Below are 19,171 nucleotides of genomic sequence, written 5' to 3'. Positions count from 1 at the left end.
TAAAAGCGGTGAATTTAATCAATTTCAAGGGCCATTAGGTCCTCGACTGTCTCGCGACGCAGCATCAGACTAGCCTCACCATCGCGCACGGAGACCACGGCCGGGCGCAGCGCGCCGTTGTAGCGCGAGGCCATCATGTACTGATAGGCGCCGGTGGTGGCGAAGGTCAGCAGATCCCCTGTCTTAATGTCGCCCGGCAGCTTGCGTTCACTAACCAAGATGTCACCGGACTCGCAGTGGAAGCCCACCACGCGGGAATCCACTGGCTCACCTTGAGTCAACCGGTTAACCACACGCACGTCATATTCCGACTCATAGAGCGCGGGGCGGATATTATCCGACATTCCGCCATCGACTGAGAGATAACGGCGCATCGGCAGCTCGGCCTTGCCGGTCTCTACGTCTTTGACGGTGCCCACCGAGTACACGGTTACCGCAGAGGCGCCGACCAGCGAGCGGCCCGGCTCGACCAGAACGAAAGGCGCATCGATGCCCAGTTCGCGAGCGGTGCGCTCCACTGCGGCAAGCAGATCTTGGGCCAGCTTGGCGACGTCGAGAGCTTCCTCGTACTCCATGTATGGAATGCCGAAACCGCCGCCCAGGTCGAGCTCCTTGAGCGCTACCCCCAGCTCGGTATGAATGCGCTTATAGAGCGAAAGCACGCGTTCGGCGGCCAATTTAAAGCCATCAGCATTGAAAACAGACGAACCCACGTGACAGTGCAGCCCCACCAGCTCCAAGTTTTCAGCTTCCAGAGCTGCCTTAGAGGCACCAAATGCCGCACCCGTGGCCAGGGAGATGCCGAACTTTTGATCCTCATGCGAGGTTGCGATGAATTCGTGGGTGTGGGCGTCGACGCCGGGCTTGACGCGAATCATGACTGGCTGAACACGGCCGGCCGCACGCGCGATTTCATCAAGCTGCGCCAGTTCACCTTCGTTGTCGAGCACGACGTGCGCTACACCATTGTCCACACACAGCTGTAGGTACTCGCGCTCCTTGTTGTTGCCGTGCGCGGTCATGCGCTCCGGCGGGAAACCAGCTGCCAGGGCTACCTTGGCCTCATTGAGGGAAGCCACGTCAAGACATAGGCCTTCCTCGGCCACCCACTTCACGACGCGCTTGGTCAAAAATGCCTTCGATGCGTAGTGCACGTGCTCAGGCCCGCCGAAAGCACGTGCCATGTCGCGGCAACGAGAGCGGAAATCGTCCTCATCGAAGACATAGAGCGGCGTGCCGTATTCCTGCGCGAGCTCTGTAAGTGGCAGGCCGGCGATGGTGACCACGCCATCGTCCTGGCGCTTAGCGTTGCGTGGCCAGACGTGGGCTGGAAGCTGGTTGAAATCCATCTACATCTTCTCCGGGGCGCTGACGCCCACCATGGTCAGAGCGTTGGAGAGGACCTGACGTGCGGCGTCGGCAAGCGCGAGGCGTGCGATATGGATTGGCTGCGTTGTCTCGTCCGCCTTCGGCAGCACCTGGCACTGGTCGTAGAAGCGGTGGAACACAGCCGCCAACTCCTCGGCAAAGCGGGCGATGCGGTGCGGCTCGCGCAAGGTCGCTGCGGTGGAGACAACCTCAGGGAACTCGCCCAGAGTGCGAATGAGATCGCCTTCCTTCTCGTGTGTGAGAAGCGCAAGATCTGCATCTGCCATAGCCGCGGCGTCAAGGCCCAGCTCTTGCGCCTTGCGCAGGATGGAGCAGATGCGCGCGTGGCCGTACTGAACGTAGTAAACAGGGTTATCGGAGGACTGGGAAGCCCACAGGCCCAGGTCGATGTCGATGGACTGATCCACGGAAGAACGCACCAGGGAGTAGCGTGCGCCATCGACGCCGATGGCCTCGACGAGATCGTCGAGGGTGATGACGGTGCCGGCACGCTTGGACATCTTTACTGCCTGACCGTCACGCAGGAGGTTGACCATCTGGCCGATGAGTACCTCGACTTGCTCTGGGTTATAGCCCATGGCGGCGGCGGCCGCGCGCAGGCGGGCGATGTAACCGTGGTGATCCGCGCCCAGCATGTATATGGCCAGATCGTGGCCGCGGTCGAACTTGTCAGCTACATAAGCAATATCACCAGCGATGTAGGCAGCATCGCCATCGGACTTGATAACCACGCGGTCCTTGTCATCGCCGTAGTCGGTGGACTTCAGCCACCATGCACCATCTTCGAAGTAGAGCTTTTCGTTGTCCTTCAGGTGAGCGACGGCCTTTTCGACTGCGCCGGACTCGAAAAGCGAGTTCTCGTGGAAGTAGACGTCGAAGTCAACGCCAAACTCGTGGAGAGAATCCTTGATGTGCGCGAACATCATCTCCACGCCGGAGGCGCGGAACTTCTCGCGGACCTCGTCCTCAGAGCCTTCCAGTGCGTTCGGGACCTGCTCGACAACCTTGGCCGCAATCTCCTGGATGTAGTCTCCGCCGTAGCCATCTTCCGGGGTCGGCTCGCCCTTGGCCGCAGCAACGAGGGAGTTGGAGAAACGGTCGATCTGGCGACCGTGATCGTTGAAGTAGTACTCGCGAGTAACCTCAGCTCCCGACGCCTCGAGCACACGACCCAGGGAGTCACCTACTGCTGCCCAGCGGGTGCCGCCCAGGTGGATTGGGCCGGTGGGGTTCGCAGAAACGAACTCCAGGTTGATCTTCTGATCTTTATAAGCATCATTGTGGCCATAAGAAGTGCCAGCCTCGCGAACCTGGCTGACGATTGCGCCCTGCGCGGCAGCAGCCAGACGGATGTTCAAAAATCCAGGGCCGGCAATCTCCGCGACGTCGATAGCGGCGTTTTCTGCCAGCGCCTCAGCGAGCCAGGTGGCCAGATCACGCGGATTCACGCCAGCCTTCTTGGCTACCTGCAGGGCCAAGTTGGTGGCGTAGTCACCGTGCTCGGGATTACGCGGACGCTCCACGGTCACGGTCTCAGGAAGGACGGCGGTGTCGAGCTCGTGTTCGCTCAATACAGCGACTGCGGTCTCTTTAATAAGCACAGAAAGATCTACGGGATTCATAGCGTCAAAGTCTATCGTCCCGCGCTGACATGAGCAGCATCAGGCACGCATTGGGGCCTTTTATAACAGCAAGCAACTTGTGTGACATTTGCCCCTTATTGCGAAACTGTCGCGAGAAGGCTCGCTCAAGTTTTAGGCTTTAGGAAGACTAAGTATTAAATAAAACACTCGTTTTCCTTCTAGAGACTTGGGTAACTATGAACACTTTCCAAATATCGACGGATGCGATCGGCGGTAGCCTTGGCCTTTCCGCTGCCGTAGCGACGCTACCGCTTATCGCCTTCTTCATCATGTTGCTGGGTTTTAAGGCCCGCGCACACACCTCGGGCGCAGTTGCCCTCACCGTCGCACTCCTCATCGCCACCTTCGGCTTCGATATGCCAGCAGGCATGGCCTTTTCCTCTGCGGTGCGCGGCGGCCTGTTTGGCCTGCTTCCCATCGTCTGGGTCATCATCACCGCCATCTGGTTCTACGAGATCACCGTAGCTTCCGGCCGCTTTGAGGATCTGCGCAAAACCTTCGACTTGCTTGGCGAAGGCGATATCCGCATCCAGGCCATCCTCATCGCGTTCTGCTTCGGCGGCCTCCTCGAAGCCCTGGCAGGCTTCGGCGCTCCGGTAGCGATTACCGCAACGATGATTCTGGCATTGGGTGTCAAACCACTGAAGGCTGCCACCACCGTCCTTATTGCCAATACCGCGCCCGTTGCCTTCGGCGCCGTGGGTATCCCCGTTACCACCGCAGGTGAAGTTGGCGGCCGCACCGCGGAGCAGACCGCCGATATTGCGGGCTTGATTTCCTTGCAGGTCCTACTAATCGCAGCCGCAGTGCCATTTTTCATCCTCTTTATCCTGGACGGCATGCGCGGCGTCAGGGAGGCAGCCCCGGCCGCCGCAGTCATCGGCGGCTCCTTCGCCATCGCCCAGTGGGCCGCGGCCAACTTCTTTGCCTACCAGCTGACTAACGTCGTGGCCTGCATCGTTTCCCTGGGCTGCGCATTCGTGTTCCTGCGCATGTGGAAGCCAAAGGGCGTTGCCGAACTGCGTCAGCGCATGGAGATCCCAGCGCAGGAGGAAGTCACCGATCTTTCCGGCGTCCGCATCTGGATGGCGCTGCTTCCCTACGCCGTGGTTACCGCAGTCTTTGCGCTTGCCACCGCCGTGCCCAAGCTCTTTGGTTTCTGGAAGATTAAGTTCGCCTGGCCGGGCCTGGATAGCACAGTCCTTGACTCTGCCGGCAAGGCCATGGACACCTCGTTTAGCTTCAACGTCTTTGGTAATCCCGGCACCTTGCTGCTGATTTCTGGGCTAATCGTGGCAATCATCTTCTGGATTTTCAACGATGGCGGCCACTACCATTTGGCAAAGTCCGCGCCGCTTGCCAAGTTTGGCGAGGTTTGCGCCCGCATGAAGTTCTCGGCGCTTACGATTATCTTGGTCCTAGCCTTGGCTTACACCATGAATTACTCCGGCCAGACCATCTCTATTGGTGAGTTCGTGGCGTCGGCAGGCGGCATCTTCGCTCTCTTCGCACCCGCCCTGGGCTGGATTGGCACGGCCGTCACCGGCTCGGACACCTCGTCCAACGCTCTCTTTGCTAACCTCCAAGTCACCGCCGCCGAGCGCATCTCCGTCAATCCAGACCTCATGCTTGCTGCTAACACCGCCGGCGGCGTGGTGGGCAAGATGATTTCCCCGCAGTCTCTGGCCATCGCCGCAACGGCCGTCAAAATGGAAGGCGAGGAATCCCGCATCCTGAAGGCCGTGGTGGGCTACTCTCTGGCCTTCCTAGCCACGGTCTGCATCATCGTGTTCCTTATGACCAACGTGCTGGGCTTCCTGGTTCCATAGCCGCAATTTTCAAAGCCACAAAGTCGCCGCACCTACCCGGTTATTAGGTGTGGCGACTTTTGTATACCCCCAAAAGGTTTGAACTTGCCAGTGACGCAAGACTCACTTGGCGCCGCAGATCGGGCTCTGACAAAAGCCGTGCGTCCATCTGTGCACGTGAGCAATTTCGCAACACTAGTGTTGTGAAATAACCCCAGTTAAACAGGCCTTTTTCGACAGAATATCTGCGGAGTTATCGGTAGTATTTATTCCACAACGAAAAACGTTTGCCTGAGCCTCCTGCATCCAGCTCATCGGAGGCAAACTTGGGCAGTAAAAGGAGCGCAAAGTATGCGAATTGCACTATTTTCCACGTGCATTGGTGACGCCCTCTTCCCGGACGCACACAAAGCAACCGCACTAATCCTCTCCCGCTTGGGCCATGAAGTGGTCTTCCCGGAAGAGCAGACCTGCTGCGGACAGATGCATATCAATACCGGTTATCAGAAGGAAACCCTAGGGATGATCCGCAGCTATGCGGACGCCTTCGCGGATCCTTCCATTGACTACGTAGTCTCCGCTTCTGGCTCCTGCGTCGGCGCAGTCCGCGAACAGCACGTCAAGATTGCTGACCGCTTCGGTACCTCCGCCGACGTCGACGGAGCCAAGATTGCTTCCCAGAAGACCTTGGACCTCCCGGAGTTCTTGGTCGACATCGAGCAGCGCACCGACTTAGGTGCCTTCTTCCCACATAAGGTCACCTACCACGCTTCCTGCCATGGCCTGCGCTTTTTGAAGTTGGGTGACCGCCCGTACCAGCTGCTGAGCAAGGTCGAAGGCATCGACCTCGTGCCGCTAGAAAACGTGGAAGAGTGCTGTGGCTTCGGCGGTACCTTCTCTATTAAGAATCCTGAGGTCTCCCAGGCCATGGTCTCGGACAAGACCCGCCACGTAAAGGACACCGAGGCTGAGTACTTGACCGGCGGTGACTCTTCCTGCCTGATGAACATCGGCGGCGCCCTCTCCCGCCAGCGCAGTGGCGTGCGCGTTATCCACATGGCCGAAATCCTGGCTTCCACCAAGGAGCACCCATGGACCCCTGATACGGCCGCATATTCCAAGGAGAAAATGCTCTAATGACTTCCTTCCTCGATACCACCCCACCGCGGGCGCCCGAAGGCTACGGCAACCTGCGCGGCAGCAAGGCATTCGTGCCGCTGGCACACGTCGGACTGAACAACGCTACGCAGCGCCACAACCTGTACCACGCCACCACCACGATTCGCAATAAGCGCGCCAACGCCGTCGAAGAGCTACCGGATTGGCAGCAACTGCGTGACGCTGGCTCCGCCCTCAAAGAGGACGTGGCAGCCCGGATGCCAGAGCTCCTCCTCCAGTTTGAGGAAGAGGTAACCAAGCGCGGCGGAATTGTTCACTGGGCCCGCGACGCCAAGGAAGCCAACGAGATCATCGAGGGGCTTATCCGCGAGACCGGTGAGACCGACGTCGTCAAGGTCAAGTCCATGGCAACCCAGGAAATCGGCCTGAACGAGCACCTCGAGTCTGTAGGGATCAATGCCCGCGAAACCGACCTGGCTGAGCTCATCGTTCAGCTGGGCGAGGATAATCCCTCCCACATCCTGGTTCCAGCCATCCACCGCAACCGTGCCGAAATCCGTGACATCTTCGTCAACAAAATGCCGCACACGGATGAATCCCTAAAGGCTGAGCCAGCCGAACTCGCGGAGGCTTCTCGTATCTTCCTGCGCGAGCAGTTCATGAAGGCCAAGGTCGCCATCTCCGGCGCTAACTTTGGTGTCGCAGAAACCGGCACCATCAATATCGTGGAGTCTGAGGGCAACGGCCGCATGTGCCTTACCCTGCCGGAGACCCTGATTACCGTGATGGGCATCGAAAAGCTCGTGCCAACATTCCAAGACCTTGAGGTCTTCCTGCAGCTTTTGCCGCGTTCTTCCACGGCAGAGCGTATGAACCCGTATACCTCGATGTGGGCGGGCATAACTGAAAACGATGGCCCGAAGAACTTCCACCTCGTCCTGCTGGATAACGGCCGTACCGCGGCACTATCCAGTCCAATCGGCCACCAGGCGCTCAAGTGCATCCGCTGCTCCGCTTGCCTGAACGTATGCCCAGTCTACGAACGCGCCGGCGGCCACGCCTACGGCTCGGTCTACCCAGGCCCCATCGGCATCTCCATTACCCCGCAGCTAACCGGTATCAAGGACCACCACGATCCTTCCGCCAGCCTGCCTTATGCATGCTCCCTGTGTGGACGCTGCGACGAGGTTTGCCCGGTGAAGATTCCGCTTTCTGAGGTCATCCTGGAGAACCGCCACCAAAAGGTCACCCACGCTACCCCGCCGGTGGAATCCAAGCTGTTTAGCGCGGTTCAGCTCGTGTGGGGCCACCCAAAGGTCTGGAACCAGATCACCCACATGGTTGCCCTCGGCCGCGTATTGGGCGGCTTCAACGGCGTCATCGATAACTTGCCTTTGTTCCTCTCCGGCTGGTCCGACGCCCGCGATACTGCAGTCCCCCCGAAGAAGTCTTTCCGTCAGTGGTTTGACTCCGATGAAGCTAAAGAATTGCTCGCCCAAGCCAAGAAGGAGGGCATCAAGTGAGTACCCCCAAAGAAGAGATCCTGAAGCGCATTCGCACCGCGCAGAAGCAGGCAGGCCTGTCTGAACACGTCGACATCCCGCGCGAGTACGAAACGCAGGGCACGCTAAACGCGGATGAGCTGCGTGACATGCTGGTTGACCGCCTTGAGGATTACAAGGCGGAGGTCCACGTCACGGATGAGGCGTCCCTGGCCAAGACCATCTCGCAGGTCTTCACGGACAAGGATTGTTCTACGGTGACCTATGCACAGGGCATGGACACCGCGCTTATCGACGCCATCACCTCCGACGTCACATTAACCGCCGACGATCCCACGTCTGACCCGCGCGAGCTGGATACTGTCGACGCCGTGCTCACCGAGTCCCACGTAACTTCCGCACAGACCGGCACCATCGTGTTGGAGGCGGGCCCGCTGTGCGGCCGCCGCGCTCTCACGCTGGTCCCAGACCGCCATGTATGCATCGTACGCAAGGAGCAGGTGGTCTACGGCGTGCCGGAGATGGTCTCGCGCATCAATCCGGACTTCCCAGCAACCTGGATTTCCGGCCCGTCTGCTACTTCCGATATTGAGCTCTCCCGCGTCGAGGGCGTGCACGGTCCACGCGATCTCATAGTCATCATCGTGAAGTAAGGCTCGTATGCGGAACTCACCCCGCATTAGCTTCTAACTACTGGCATGCGCTAGAATCACACCGTTGATATCTGGCGCATGCCACCTATCATTTGCCTCCGTAGCTCAGCGGATTAGAGCATCGGTTTCCGGTACCGAAGGTCGCAGGTTCGATCCCTGTCGGGGGCACAATTTCTCCCTTCGCTTGCTCGGCGTTCAACCCGGCAGGCGAGGGTTTCAGCTTCGTATCCACATTTTCCATTTCTTGCAGCTTCCAGAAATCTCTAGCGCATCGCCGTCGCTCGATATTAGGAATTCCCCCCTACCACTCGAAGTCAAAGAATCATTCCTAAGAATGATCCCGCGGGCTGTAAGGTCAGGGCCATGGAATCAACATCTCGCCCCACGCGGGCCTACCTCTCGTTTCTCGCGGTCGCGTTAGCGTTCTTCGTGGTGCCGGGGATTGTGGGCGCGGCTCTTAGTGGGAATACAGCGACTGTGACCATGCTGGTGCTACTGCCAGTGATGGCGTTGGCATTGGGCATGCTGGATGGCCGGCTCTTCCGCTATACGCTGTCCTTTCCGCTCATTGCGGCCTTTATGTTTTGGCTTTCTACCAAGGTCTACTACAACACCGGTACGTGGATTTACGCAGTTGAGGTCGTCCTGCTTGCGTGGTTGGGCAGCTGGTTAACCGGAAGGAAGGCCTAGGTCATGGAAACGTGGATTCTGAACCATCCTGAGGCGGGAAGGCTCGAGGTCATGGTCGGCCCCGATGTGGAGTTTGCTGCAGCTTATGAAAACTGGCCGCAAGAACCGAGCGAGCAAGAATACACCGCCCTAGACGCCAACATGCCGCTTAAAGATAGAATCCGGGCATTCATTGATAATCCACCTATTCGCGTGCAAGTTTGCCGCGATGGCGAAGTCCTTGGAAGGTACACCTCGTTGTCTTCGGCGCGAGTGGCACTAAAACAAATCGATACCGACGAGCTACGCAGCTTAGAGCTTGTCAACCGCACGAAGCCGCACCTCAAGCTGCACGCGAATGCTCTCGACGAGTTGCTCGAGGTGACATATCACAACGGCTCAGAGGTGGTCGAATTCGAGCCACCAGCTGGCAGCCGGGGTGCGCGGCGTCGCGAAGCAATGGAGCAAAGCCCCGTTAAACGCGTGGCCTATCCCCTCCTCGCGGGCCTTGGTAAAGGCGGTTGGGCGTTGGCCGTTATCGTGCTCGGCCCAATCCTGCGCAAGCTGTTGGACTTGCTGCCTATCCCCGACATCAACTGGCCGGATCTGCCAGATCTCCCCGAGCTTCCCCAAATCCATCTGCCAACCATCAGTATCGATTGGCCAGGCATCAACTGGCCGAACATCGATTTCCCTGACCTCCCGGCGCTGCCCGAGTGGATGGTTTTCTTGCTCGACAACTCGAAAGTGTGGGTGCCCATCGTCATCGGTATCGTCATCGGCGTGATATCCATCCGCAACCACAAAAAGTCCGAACAGCATAAGAGGCAATGGCAGGACGGCGGCGAAGATACGAGAAAAGAAAATCCTCAGCATTAATACGCGGGCGCGCATAAGCTGGTGTTAAAGACCCATAATCCCTACAAGGAGGTACCTGACATGTCAGATCTGCGCACCGACCATGGCCCGACCCCTTATGTTCTCAACATCGAAGAGACCACCCTGGCTAACGATGCTTTCCGTGACACCCTGTGGACCGGCCAATACCTGCAGATGACCGTCATGTCTATTCCTGCCGGCGGCGAAATCGGCGCGGAGGTCCACGATGACCATGACCAGTTCCTGCGCCTCGAGTCCGGCCAGGGCCGCATCATGATTGGTGAAGACAAGGACAACCTAGACATCGACCAGGTAGTCGAAGACGACTTTGCCATCTTCGTACCAGCTGGCAAGTGGCACAACTTCGTCAACGAGGGCTCCGAGCCGGCAAAGCTCTACTCCATCTACACCGCACCGGATCACGTTAAGGGCACCATTCACGAGACCAAGGAAGACGCGGACAACGATCCGAACGAGCAGCACTAATTGCGGCAGGCTTTTAAAACGACAAAATGGCGGTCCAGAAGATGGGCCGCCATTTTAATATTTAGCTATTGAGCTTTGAGTTCTCCAAGTACTACTTGATGAACGGGTTTACGATCTCCTGGGTGATGTCCAGGGAGCCGTGCTCGATGTAGAACATGCCGAGGAACATAGCGGTAACGAGAACGAAAACCAGGAGCATGTTCGGGATCCACTGGACGAACACAGATACCCAGCCGTCAGCCTTGTCACGTGCAGCTGCTTCGCGCTGTTCCTGTGCCTCGTATTCGTTCATAATCCGTTGTTTCCTTTCACTGCGCCTTGTACTCCCTAGGCACACCTCGCCTAGCAAGAGTAATCACTGGCACTAACTTTAGCAGTAGATCGTTATGAATTTGTAGTTATCCACCGTTTGATTGACACCATTGCGGCCTGTTTTAAATACCAGGGTCCTCGTTGTTTTCGAGGGCGTCGACAAAAGCGTCTCTATCGGCGAACATGCGGTTGATATCGGCTTCTTCACCAACAATCCAGTGGCCGCTTTCCTCGTCAAAGGTAATTGCAGCGTCTGGAAACTTCTCCAAAGCGGCGTCCATGGCAGCCGCCTGTTCTTCCGTAGCAATTCCCTCAAGGTGAGCTTCTGGGTCGCCCAGGTCATCGAGAACAGTGATGTTGTAGTGCGGGTACTGGCGCTTAGGGTGCTCGAAGAGCTCTTGTCCCATCATGGTGGTGTCTCCTTTTGGGCTACATATGAGTTTGACTGTGGCGCTAAGCCACATGATAGGTCAGCTTTGGTCGTGTTTTGGCCGGCAACCTTGCAAGCCTAAACCTGAGGCTCTGCTTGACCGTGCAGAAGTTCGTCGGGTACGAATCCCTCGTAGCCAGGGACGTTCTTTACTGCTAGCACCCCTTTGAAGAAGTTAACCAACGAGGGAACATCTTCCTCGCTTAGGTGATCAAAGACAAGACGGCGCACGGACTCGACGTGCTCAGGCACGGCGCGCTCGAGGCGGGTAAAACCGTCATCCGTTATCTTTACCACCACGCCGCGGGCATCGCCGACGCTCTTGCACTTGGTGACGAGCCCGCGCTTTTCCATGCGCGTTACTTGGTGGGATGTGCGGGAACGGTCCCAATCCAGCTCGGCACACAGCTCGCGCAGGCGCATCTGATGGTCTTTTTGCTCGGACAACGTCACTAGGACGGCGAACTCAGAAGCAGAGACTTCCCCACCGGACATGAGAGTTTCTTCCATGCCGCGATTGATCTTGCGGATGGATCCAAGAAGCAGGCGCCAAAGCTCCTGTTCCTCCTCGTTAAGCCAGCGGGTTCCCGTAGTCATGCAAATAACAGTACACACTGGCTTTACTGAGAAAAACTAAACCTTCAGCGCGTCCATGGCAAGCTCCGTGCGCTCCGGTACACGCGCGTATCGCTGCGGCATACATGTAAGCACGAGCACCTGCGAATGCTTGCCTACCTGGGCGAAGAGCGTCGACATCAGGTTCAGGCGTGTCGAGTCGGTAGAGCCCAGCGCATCGTCCACGATGACGGGCACACCGGACTCTTGAACGAGCCCGGCGATAGCAAACCGTGTAAGGATGGCCAGCTGCTCCTTCGCGCCGCCGGAAAGCGAACCCATATCAATGGTTTGGCCGTTGCGGCTACGCGCGGTGACAACGAGCTCCTCGGAGAGCTCGAAGTCGACGTCACCGCCGAAGACGGTGCGCGCGAGAGCATTAAGCTTTGTCACGAAAGGCGCGGCGTAGCGCTGGCGCGCAGCATCGCGATGCTTAAGCAACAGCTCCCGCAGATAGCGGGCAGCATTTGCACGCTTTTCGACGGCCGCGAGTACCTCCCGTGAGATTTCTAGCTCGGCGCTGGCTGCAGCCAGGCGTTCGGCCACACCAGAGTGCATCTCGATTCGGCCGACATATTCGCGCATGTCGCCGTCGGCACTCAAAATTGCGTTGTTCAGGCTACGTACCTGTTCCTCCGCGCCCTTGTGCAGAGCAAAGACCGTATCGACGTCGATGGCGCTTAGTTCTCGCAGGCGTTCGCGCTGCTGCTCCAGCTGCACCTTCGCCGCATGGAGAGCCTCTTCAACGTCTGCATCCGTTGCTGCATCGCGGGCGTTACGCAAAGCTTCCTCAGCTGCAGCATACTGGTTGGCAGCGGATTCATGCCGCGCCGTCGCCGCAGCCAGCTGCGTGGCTGCCTGACTATCTCGGTACGGGGCCAGCTCCTTTTCCGCCATGGTGACTTCGCTGCGCGCGGCCTCCTCAGCAGCCTCGGCACTGGACAAGTCGAGTGCTTCCTCAGATACGTCCGTGCCCTCGTGCTCGCGAGGCTCTTCAAAGTCCGCTGACTGTGCGGCATATTTTGCTTCGAGCTCGCCAAGGTCGTCGGTGCCCAAGGCCGCCTTGAATTCGCGCTGAGCTTGTACGACGGCGCGCTGCTTTTCCAAGAATTCCTCGCGCAGCTTCTGTGCTGCAGCGAGGTCTTCGCAGCCAGCGTCTTCAAGCAGTTGCGCAAGGCGCGTGCGCGCCTGTGCCACGGTGTCGGCCGAGGTATCACCGGCTGCTGCTTGATAAGTTGCCTGAATCTTGCCGAATGCAAACTTCATGCCATCGCGTAGCTGGATGGTTTGTGTGTTGTCGTCGGTTTGTTGGACTTCGCCGTCGACCTCGAACTCGCCTTCACCGCTGATGACCAGCTTGGCAGCGGCTGCGGCAAAAACGCGTTCTTGGACCTGGACTTCGTTAGCGGCTTGCTCGATGTCTTTGAGGTTTGCAACCTCTGGTGCTTGAGCTACCTCGGCGCGGCGGTCAGCTAGTTCTTTGTCGAGCTTGCCTAGGTGTTCAAGGCGCTCGCCAAGGGCCTCCCGCTCCTTCTTCTTGTGCGCCTTTCGCGCGTATTGGAGGTTGGCGCGTGCCTTCTCATAGGTTTGATTTGCGCGCTCGAGCTTTTCCTCGAGCGCGCTGCGGGCTTCTTTCTCATCTTCGACGCTCGCGCTAAGTTCTTCGACCTTGGTGGCTAAAGCCGTGAGATTCGCAGCGGCCCTGGAAACCTCCTCCACCGCGCTGCGGCGGCGTTCAAGTGCTTCTTTCTTGGCCTCCAAATCTGCCGCAGCGCGGTCAACCACTTCGCGCTGGGCTTCGATCTTTTCGAGGGCGGCGCGGGCCTCAACAACGTCCTTTTCGCGCTCGGCTAGCTCTGCCTGCGCTGCCGGCAATGCTTCCTCGGCGTCGCGCTTGGCAAGTTGTGCAGCCTCATGTTTGACCACGACATCGTCAAGCTGGCGCAATGCTTCCGTGGCCTCATTGTGCGCAAGTTCTGCCGCGTTGTAGCGCTCTTGGGCATCCTTTAGTTCTTTAGCCGGCTGCCCGGTGCGCGCGGTGAAGTATTTTTCGTATTCCTTCTGCACGCGATTGACCAGCTCAGAGTCTTCCGCGGCCGCGGTATCCATACCGCTAGCTTCTTCCAAGGCATTCGTCACCGAAGGAATACCCACGGCAGCCACGCCGGAGCCTAGGTCATCCTGGCGGAGGAACAGAGCGTCAAGGAGCTGGCGGTCAAGATGCTCGTTCAAGATGCGATCCAGCTCGTCATCGGCCTCGCCGCCAGTAAACTGCGCCGCACGCGGTGCTAGAACGCGCAGTTCAGACATCTTTTTCTTGAGCCAGCGCTTGTGGATGCGGAAGTGATACGGCCCCACGGTGACCTCAAGCTCTACCTCAGGGCCCGCATCTCGGTCCACCGGTTTGAGCGCCTTAATCTTCTTAGCGGCACCCGTGTGCTTTTCCGTCAGCACGGTATCGATGGCTTCCACGATGGTGGACTTGCCGGCCTCGTTCTCACCGTGGATGACCACGACGCCGGTCTCCGGCAGCTGTTCGATACGCAGATGCTCGACGCCGCGGACGTTCCAGATTTCCAAGCTGTGTAGACGCATCATGGCTTTAAGCCTCCTTCACGCTGAGACGGAACAACAGGTTGGCTGCGTCGCGGGCTACAGGGTCCTCCAGGTTTTCCACCAACTCCGCCAAGGCATCAGCGGCGAAGCCGGAAAGCTCAAGACTGGCAAGTTCCTCCTCATCGGGAGCAAGGTGCAAGTCCATGGTTCGCTCACGCGGGCGCAGCGAGGCGAAGACCGGCTCGAGCTCGGCCAAGCCTTGCTCCAAACGCGCTTGGGCGCCCAACCCCACCGTGCCGCGCAAGCCATACTTCACTGCGGTACGGGACTTGTTCGGCATGTCATCGAGAACAGTGAGGAAGCGCTCGACATCCTCGTCGGAGTTGACGTCTGCCGCCACCGCGCGAAAAGCCCAGCGGCCGATGTGGTGCGGGGTGACCTCAACCTGCCCATTGTCGATTACCACGACCAGTGCATTGCCGGAATCGCGCTCGCGGTCATCAAAAGCGGTGGTCTCCGGGCTGCCGGAGAACCAGACGCGCCCCGACTGCCCCAAGGCCTGCGTGGAGTGGGTATCTCCCAGAGCTAGGTAATCGATGACGCCCTCAGAAATCTGGTTTTCAACAAACTTTAAGTCAATAACGTCAGCCTCAGACTCGCGTGCTTCCACCTGCCCGTGGCCCACGGCGATGCGCACTCCGTCGTAAGGCTCGAGCGGGGCGAGCGCTGCCTGCACGAGGTCATAGTTTGCGCGCTTGGAGAGATACGGGGCGCCGACGATCTCCACTCCTTCGCGCACCTCAATCGGGGTGGAATCCGCGATGACGTGGACGTTGTCCGCAAAAGGCTTGCGCAGGATGGAATCCGCCACCAGCGGATCGTGGTTGCCGGGCAACAGATAAACAGGCACCGGCAGATTGCGAAAGGCCTCCTTGGCACGCCCCAAGGTGGCCTTGCTGAGCGAATTATGCTCAAATACGTCACCTGCCACCACGATGAATTCCGCGCCGGTTTCCGCGGCTAATTCGCCGAGCCTGACAACGGCCGCCTCACGGTCATCGTTGAAGCGCACCTGGGCCTCGCCCTCGAGGAACCAGCGGGTCATGCCCAACTGAAAGTCCGAGGTATGGATGAAGGTCACCATGGATGAAACTCTCCCCTTTTAAAGTCTCCGGCAGCAGGCGCTAAGCCCTTATGCCTATTGGTGAGTCAGATGATAGTAAAGGTCCTCGACATCAGAGACCGCGCGAAGCAAATCTATGTTCGTATGGCTGACGGCGCGCATGGCCTTACGCAGCAGATCTGGGTCAGAGTCATCGACTGCCGGTGCCACTTTCGGGCGCGGCATATCGGGCAACTGCCGGCCTTCCCAAAACAGCTCGTTGCGCTCTTCGGGGCTGAGGCTGCTACCGGAAAAACTGTCCTGGGAGACATTTTTCGCCTGCTCCATCACAGCCTGCTCGAGGCGCGCAAAGTCCAAGCCACGCAGGGCAAAGATTACCGAGGGATCGGCATCCATGCGCGCCGCCAGCCGGTCGGCCACGGCAACCACGTGCTTGCACACGTACTCGGGGTCCGGGCAGGTGCATGAAAACCGCATATCGGCTGGGTCTTGCGCAATGAGAATGTCGAGCGCTTCCTCACTGAGCAGGCCGTCGCGTGCGTTCGCGATCGAGTTCGGCGTGCGGGCAAACATTTGGCTCAGCTCCGCCACGTCATCGTTGGTGCGATACGGCACCTGCAACAACACGGTGAAAGGCTCGTTCTGGGAACCGGCAACCTTGCCGTGTACTGCGCCGTTGCGCACGTCCAGGCCCACCACATGACCGCCGTTGGCGTACTGGCGTCCACGGGTAATGCGCCCGGAATCGGCCTCCTTGTTCACGAAGGAGACGATGCGCGTTGCCGCAGGAGCCATGCTGCGCACGCGAGAGACGCGGCCGGCCTCCTCCGGCGTGCTCACGCGTTTGCGCGCGCCGAAGTTGGCATAGATGACGTTGTCGTGTTCCTCAGACTTAGTATGCTGCGCCATTAGTCAGCCTCCCTGTAGCTCATCAGCTGTGCCAATTGCTCCGGATCCAGCTCGGTTAGCCAGCCTTCGCCCTCGCCTACCACGGCGCCGGCCAGGTGCGTCTTGCCGTCCAAAATGTCCTGGATGGATTCCTCGAGCGTGCCCGCAGTAATCATCTTGTAGACCTGCACGTTGCGTTGCTGACCAATGCGGAAGGCACGGTCGGTCGCCTGGTTTTCCACGGCGGGATTCCACCAGCGATCCATGTGCACGACAATCGACGCCGCGGTCAGGTTCAGGCCCGTGCCGCCTGCCTTGAGCGAGAGGATCATCGCCGGCGGCCCGTCCGGCGCCTGGAATTCCTCCACCATTCGGTCACGACGGTTCTTTGTCACCCCACCGTGCAGGAACGGGATGTCCCTGCCCAGCTGCTGGGTGAGATAAGGCTGCAAAAGGTCGCCGAAGGCCTTGTACTGGGTAAAGATGAGGATGCGTTCTTCGCTTTCTACAGCTTGGTCCACAATCCGCATCAGCTCTTCGACCTTGCCCGAGCGGTGCTTTCCCTTAATGGTGATGGCGGAGCCATCGCCCAGATAGTGTGCCGGATGGTTGCAGATCTGCTTGATGCGAGTCAGCGAGGCCAACACCAGGCCGCGGCGCGACATGCCCTCACGTACCTCCAAGGCCTTTTGCACGTCGTCAACAAGCGCCTTGTACAACGCCGCCTGCTCGGCCGTCATCGCCACGGTGATGATCTGCTCCGATTTCTCTGGCAGGTCATCGATGATGTTCGGATCCGTCTTGAGACGGCGCAGGATAAACGGCGCTGTCAGCTGGCGCAGGCGCTCGGCCATGGTCTCGTCGTTTTCACGCTCGATGGCCTTGGCAAAATGATTACGGAAGAAGGACGCGCTGCCCAGAACGCCGGGATTGCAGAAATCCAGGATGGAGCGCATCTCCGACAAACGGTTTTCCACCGGCGTGCCGGTCAACGCGATACGGTGGCGCGAAGGCAGCGAGCGCACCGCCTTCGAGGAACGCGTCGCGGCATTCTTAATCGCCTGTGCCTCATCGAGCACCACGCGGTCCCATTCCACCTTGCCCAAGGTAAGGAAGTCACGGCCGACTGTTCCGTAGGAGGTGATGACGAGGTCTGCCTTCTCCGCGGCTTTGATGAGTGCTTCATCCTTGAGGCGATCCGAGCCGTGCTGCACCAGGACTTTGAGGCTCGGCACGAACTTCGCGGCCTCGCGCGCCCAGTTGCCCACTACGGAAGTAGGCGCCACGACAATGGTTGGCTTGAGCTCCGGGTTTTCTTGGCGCTCGATGGCAAGCAGCGTAAGCAGCTGGAGGGTTTTGCCCAAGCCCATGTCGTCGGCGAGCACTGCTCCAATGTTGTTGCGGGACATCCAGTAGAGCCAATCCACGCCGCGGCGCTGATACTCGCGCAGCTCCGCCTGGACGGTATCGGGCAACTCGATGCGCGCGGGCGCGGGAGAATCCATGCCGCCGAGCAGAGAGGTATGCCACGTCGAGCCGGTAAATTCCACTGGCTCCTCGGCCATGGATTGCAGGGCCAACTCGCGCAGCTCCGCCACGGAGACCTGGGAGGTTTCGCCCTCGTTGAATTCTTGCAAGCGCTTTTCGACGTCCGCGACAAGTTCCTGCCAGCCCGGCTGTTCTAGCTTCCGAGCGCGCTCGGCGGCGGCGCTAAGCCGCTCGAGTTCCTTCTTCTTACGCTTCTTGGCGGTTTCCGCCAGCTTGTCCATGTACTCGGAAATCTTGGACAACGCCTGGGTATCGGCGGTCACCCACTCGCCGCGGAGGCGAATCAGGCCGGACTTGGACGCCACCAGCTGGCGCATCTCTTCCTCGGTGAGCTCAATATCGCCTACGGAAAGATGCCAATCATATTCCACCAGCTTGTCCATGCCGAGGTGGGCCTTGGTGGATCCTTCGGCAGGGTCACGCACCTCGCGGGTTTCCAGTTTGGCTTTGGTTTCCATGTGCGCCCATGCCTTAGGCAGCAGCACGGTAAAGCCGGCTGCCTTGAGCTGGGCGACGTCCTTGGAAACGAACTCCACCAGCTGATCGGTGCCCAAGAATACATCCCAATCGCCGGCGTCATAGTCCGGAACGGCCGAAGACTCGCGCAGGCGCGGCGCCAGGCTAAGTGCCTTGCGCTGCGAGTCGCGCAGCTTGACCACGCTGCCTCTGTCCAGCTGCTCCTCGATGATGGGGCGCGGGGCGTCGGTGCCGGAACGGACCTGCACGCGGATGGGCCAGACGCTGGATTCTGGATCTTCATCGTGGCCGGGCTCTTCCACAATGAACACCAGCTGCAGGTCGACAGAGGTAATCGAGTCTTTCCACTCGTTTAGAGCACGCAGCAGCTGCGCGCGCCCCTTTTTCACCGGCGCGGTCGTGAGCATGGCCTGCGCGAAGTCGTGCCACGGTGCGGGACGGGGGGCGTCGGCAAGCGAGCGCAACTGTGTAAATGCGATCCAGTGGGTCAGCTCGTCTGCCATGTCATCAGAAAGCGCGCGGTTATTGATGGTCAAAATGCCCGGCGCGGCAGCCAGCATCTCGGCGAGCCATCCGCGCTCGCCCAAGCCCGAGGTCAGCTGCCACATGGGGAACCACTCGCCGCCCTGATAGGAAAGGCGGATGGTCACGCGCCCGGCGCGCACGAACTTGCTAAGTCCCCGGTAGGCGCGAATCAGCCACAGAAGATCTGGGGCGATGGTGGCTTTTTGTTCCGGTGTTGCCGCTTGGCTTAGTGAGTCTAAAAACTCCATCTTGGCCAGGGTGGCCACGGCTTCCTCGGGAGCAAACATGGCCATGGGGACCATGAGGGAGACGTCCTTGCCCTTTGGCGTGCGCAAAGAGACTCGGGCGCGGTTGCGGAAGGACTTCTTGGCAAGAATTGTCTCCACCACCTCGGGGAAAGTCCCCTCTGGCACTGCCGAAGGCATGATGATCTTGTGCCCTTCCACCTGCTCAATCCATAGGCTAAGCCCTGAGACTGGGAGCCAAAGGCCGTGGAGGAGGTAAGAAGCCATAGCTGCCAGTCTAGCAGCGCACCTTTTGGGGGCAGGG

The 19,171-nt window shown here is 59.2% G+C and carries 16 protein-coding genes and 1 tRNA gene; 8 read left to right on the top strand and 9 right to left on the bottom strand.

Features of this window, described 5'->3' with window-relative positions; all coding sequences use genetic code 11:
* Positions 1 to 14: 14 nt before the first annotated feature.
* Both lysA and argS read right to left on the bottom strand, forming a co-directional pair.
* Positions 15 to 1,349 carry a diaminopimelate decarboxylase gene (gene lysA / locus HMPREF3158_RS09475; RefSeq protein WP_070456188.1) on the bottom strand — a complete coding sequence of 445 codons (1,335 nt, stop codon included), beginning with the start codon at positions 1,347 to 1,349 and terminating at the stop codon, positions 15 to 17.
* Positions 1,350 to 3,011 carry an arginine--tRNA ligase gene (gene argS / locus HMPREF3158_RS09470; protein WP_070456190.1) on the bottom strand — a complete coding sequence of 554 codons (1,662 nt, stop codon included), beginning with the start codon at positions 3,009 to 3,011 and terminating at the stop codon, positions 1,350 to 1,352.
* Between the two features lie 197 nt (positions 3,012 to 3,208).
* Here argS and HMPREF3158_RS09465 point away from each other — a divergent pair, with 197 nt between their 5' ends.
* From HMPREF3158_RS09465 to HMPREF3158_RS09430, 8 genes are all read left to right on the top strand, one after another.
* On the top strand, positions 3,209 to 4,861 hold the full coding sequence (locus tag HMPREF3158_RS09465) for an L-lactate permease (RefSeq protein ID WP_070456191.1): 1,653 nt from the start codon (positions 3,209 to 3,211) through the stop codon (positions 4,859 to 4,861).
* A 330-nt stretch (positions 4,862 to 5,191) separates the two neighbouring features.
* Positions 5,192 to 5,977, top strand: a complete 786-nt coding sequence (locus HMPREF3158_RS09460; protein ID WP_061925881.1) for a (Fe-S)-binding protein — start codon at positions 5,192 to 5,194, stop codon at positions 5,975 to 5,977.
* Complete coding sequence (locus tag HMPREF3158_RS09455; protein ID WP_070498306.1) at positions 5,977 to 7,482, top strand: lactate utilization protein B; 1,506 nt, start codon at positions 5,977 to 5,979, stop codon at positions 7,480 to 7,482. The genes HMPREF3158_RS09460 and HMPREF3158_RS09455 overlap by 1 nt, the downstream gene beginning before the upstream one ends.
* Positions 7,479 to 8,114, top strand: a complete 636-nt coding sequence (locus HMPREF3158_RS09450; protein ID WP_070456197.1) for a LutC/YkgG family protein — start codon at positions 7,479 to 7,481, stop codon at positions 8,112 to 8,114. Before HMPREF3158_RS09455 ends, HMPREF3158_RS09450 begins: the two co-directional genes overlap by 4 nt.
* 94 nt (positions 8,115 to 8,208) lie before the next feature.
* Positions 8,209 to 8,282 (top strand) — tRNA-Arg (locus HMPREF3158_RS09445).
* A gap of 195 nt (positions 8,283 to 8,477) precedes the next feature.
* Entirely contained in the window at positions 8,478 to 8,804 is a 327-nt protein-coding gene (locus tag HMPREF3158_RS09440; protein ID WP_061925889.1) for a hypothetical protein, read from the top strand.
* A gap of 3 nt (positions 8,805 to 8,807) precedes the next feature.
* The gene (locus tag HMPREF3158_RS09435) at positions 8,808 to 9,662 is read left to right on the top strand and encodes a hypothetical protein (protein WP_070456199.1); all 855 of its coding nucleotides are present in this window, start codon (positions 8,808 to 8,810) and stop codon (positions 9,660 to 9,662) included.
* A gap of 60 nt (positions 9,663 to 9,722) precedes the next feature.
* Entirely contained in the window at positions 9,723 to 10,148 is a 426-nt protein-coding gene (locus HMPREF3158_RS09430; protein WP_070432825.1) for a cupin domain-containing protein, read from the top strand.
* A 91-nt stretch (positions 10,149 to 10,239) separates the two neighbouring features.
* Here HMPREF3158_RS09430 and HMPREF3158_RS09425 read toward each other — a convergent pair whose 3' ends face one another.
* The 7 genes from HMPREF3158_RS09425 to HMPREF3158_RS09395 form a co-directional block, all read right to left on the bottom strand.
* Positions 10,240 to 10,440 (bottom strand): hypothetical protein, encoded by a 201-nt coding sequence (locus tag HMPREF3158_RS09425; protein WP_070432824.1) that lies wholly within the window; start codon positions 10,438 to 10,440, stop codon positions 10,240 to 10,242.
* A 142-nt stretch (positions 10,441 to 10,582) separates the two neighbouring features.
* Positions 10,583 to 10,870, bottom strand: coding sequence for a molecular chaperone GrpE (locus HMPREF3158_RS09420; RefSeq protein WP_070432823.1), 288 nt, complete (start codon positions 10,868 to 10,870; stop codon positions 10,583 to 10,585).
* Between the two features lie 98 nt (positions 10,871 to 10,968).
* Entirely contained in the window at positions 10,969 to 11,487 is a 519-nt protein-coding gene (locus HMPREF3158_RS09415; protein WP_061925904.1) for a MarR family winged helix-turn-helix transcriptional regulator, read from the bottom strand.
* Positions 11,488 to 11,523: 36 nt separating this feature from the next.
* Positions 11,524 to 14,103, bottom strand: a complete 2,580-nt coding sequence (locus tag HMPREF3158_RS09410) for an AAA family ATPase (RefSeq protein ID WP_070498303.1) — start codon at positions 14,101 to 14,103, stop codon at positions 11,524 to 11,526.
* 4 nt (positions 14,104 to 14,107) lie between these two features.
* A complete protein-coding gene (locus HMPREF3158_RS09405; RefSeq protein WP_062041200.1) occupies positions 14,108 to 15,205 on the bottom strand; it encodes a metallophosphoesterase family protein in 1,098 nt (365 codons plus the stop codon).
* A gap of 54 nt (positions 15,206 to 15,259) precedes the next feature.
* Complete coding sequence (locus HMPREF3158_RS09400) at positions 15,260 to 16,093, bottom strand: SWIM zinc finger family protein (protein WP_061925914.1); 834 nt, start codon at positions 16,091 to 16,093, stop codon at positions 15,260 to 15,262.
* The gene (locus HMPREF3158_RS09395) at positions 16,093 to 19,134 is read right to left on the bottom strand and encodes a DEAD/DEAH box helicase (RefSeq protein WP_070498300.1); all 3,042 of its coding nucleotides are present in this window, start codon (positions 19,132 to 19,134) and stop codon (positions 16,093 to 16,095) included. The genes HMPREF3158_RS09400 and HMPREF3158_RS09395 overlap by 1 nt, the downstream gene beginning before the upstream one ends.
* Between the last annotated feature and the right edge of the window lie 37 nt (positions 19,135 to 19,171).

Source organism: Corynebacterium sp. HMSC06G04 (genome assembly GCF_001807365.1).
GTDB lineage: Bacteria > Actinomycetota > Actinomycetes > Mycobacteriales > Mycobacteriaceae > Corynebacterium > Corynebacterium simulans.
Note: the sequence above shows the minus strand (reverse complement) of the source record. Positions and strands in the feature narration are given on the sequence as shown.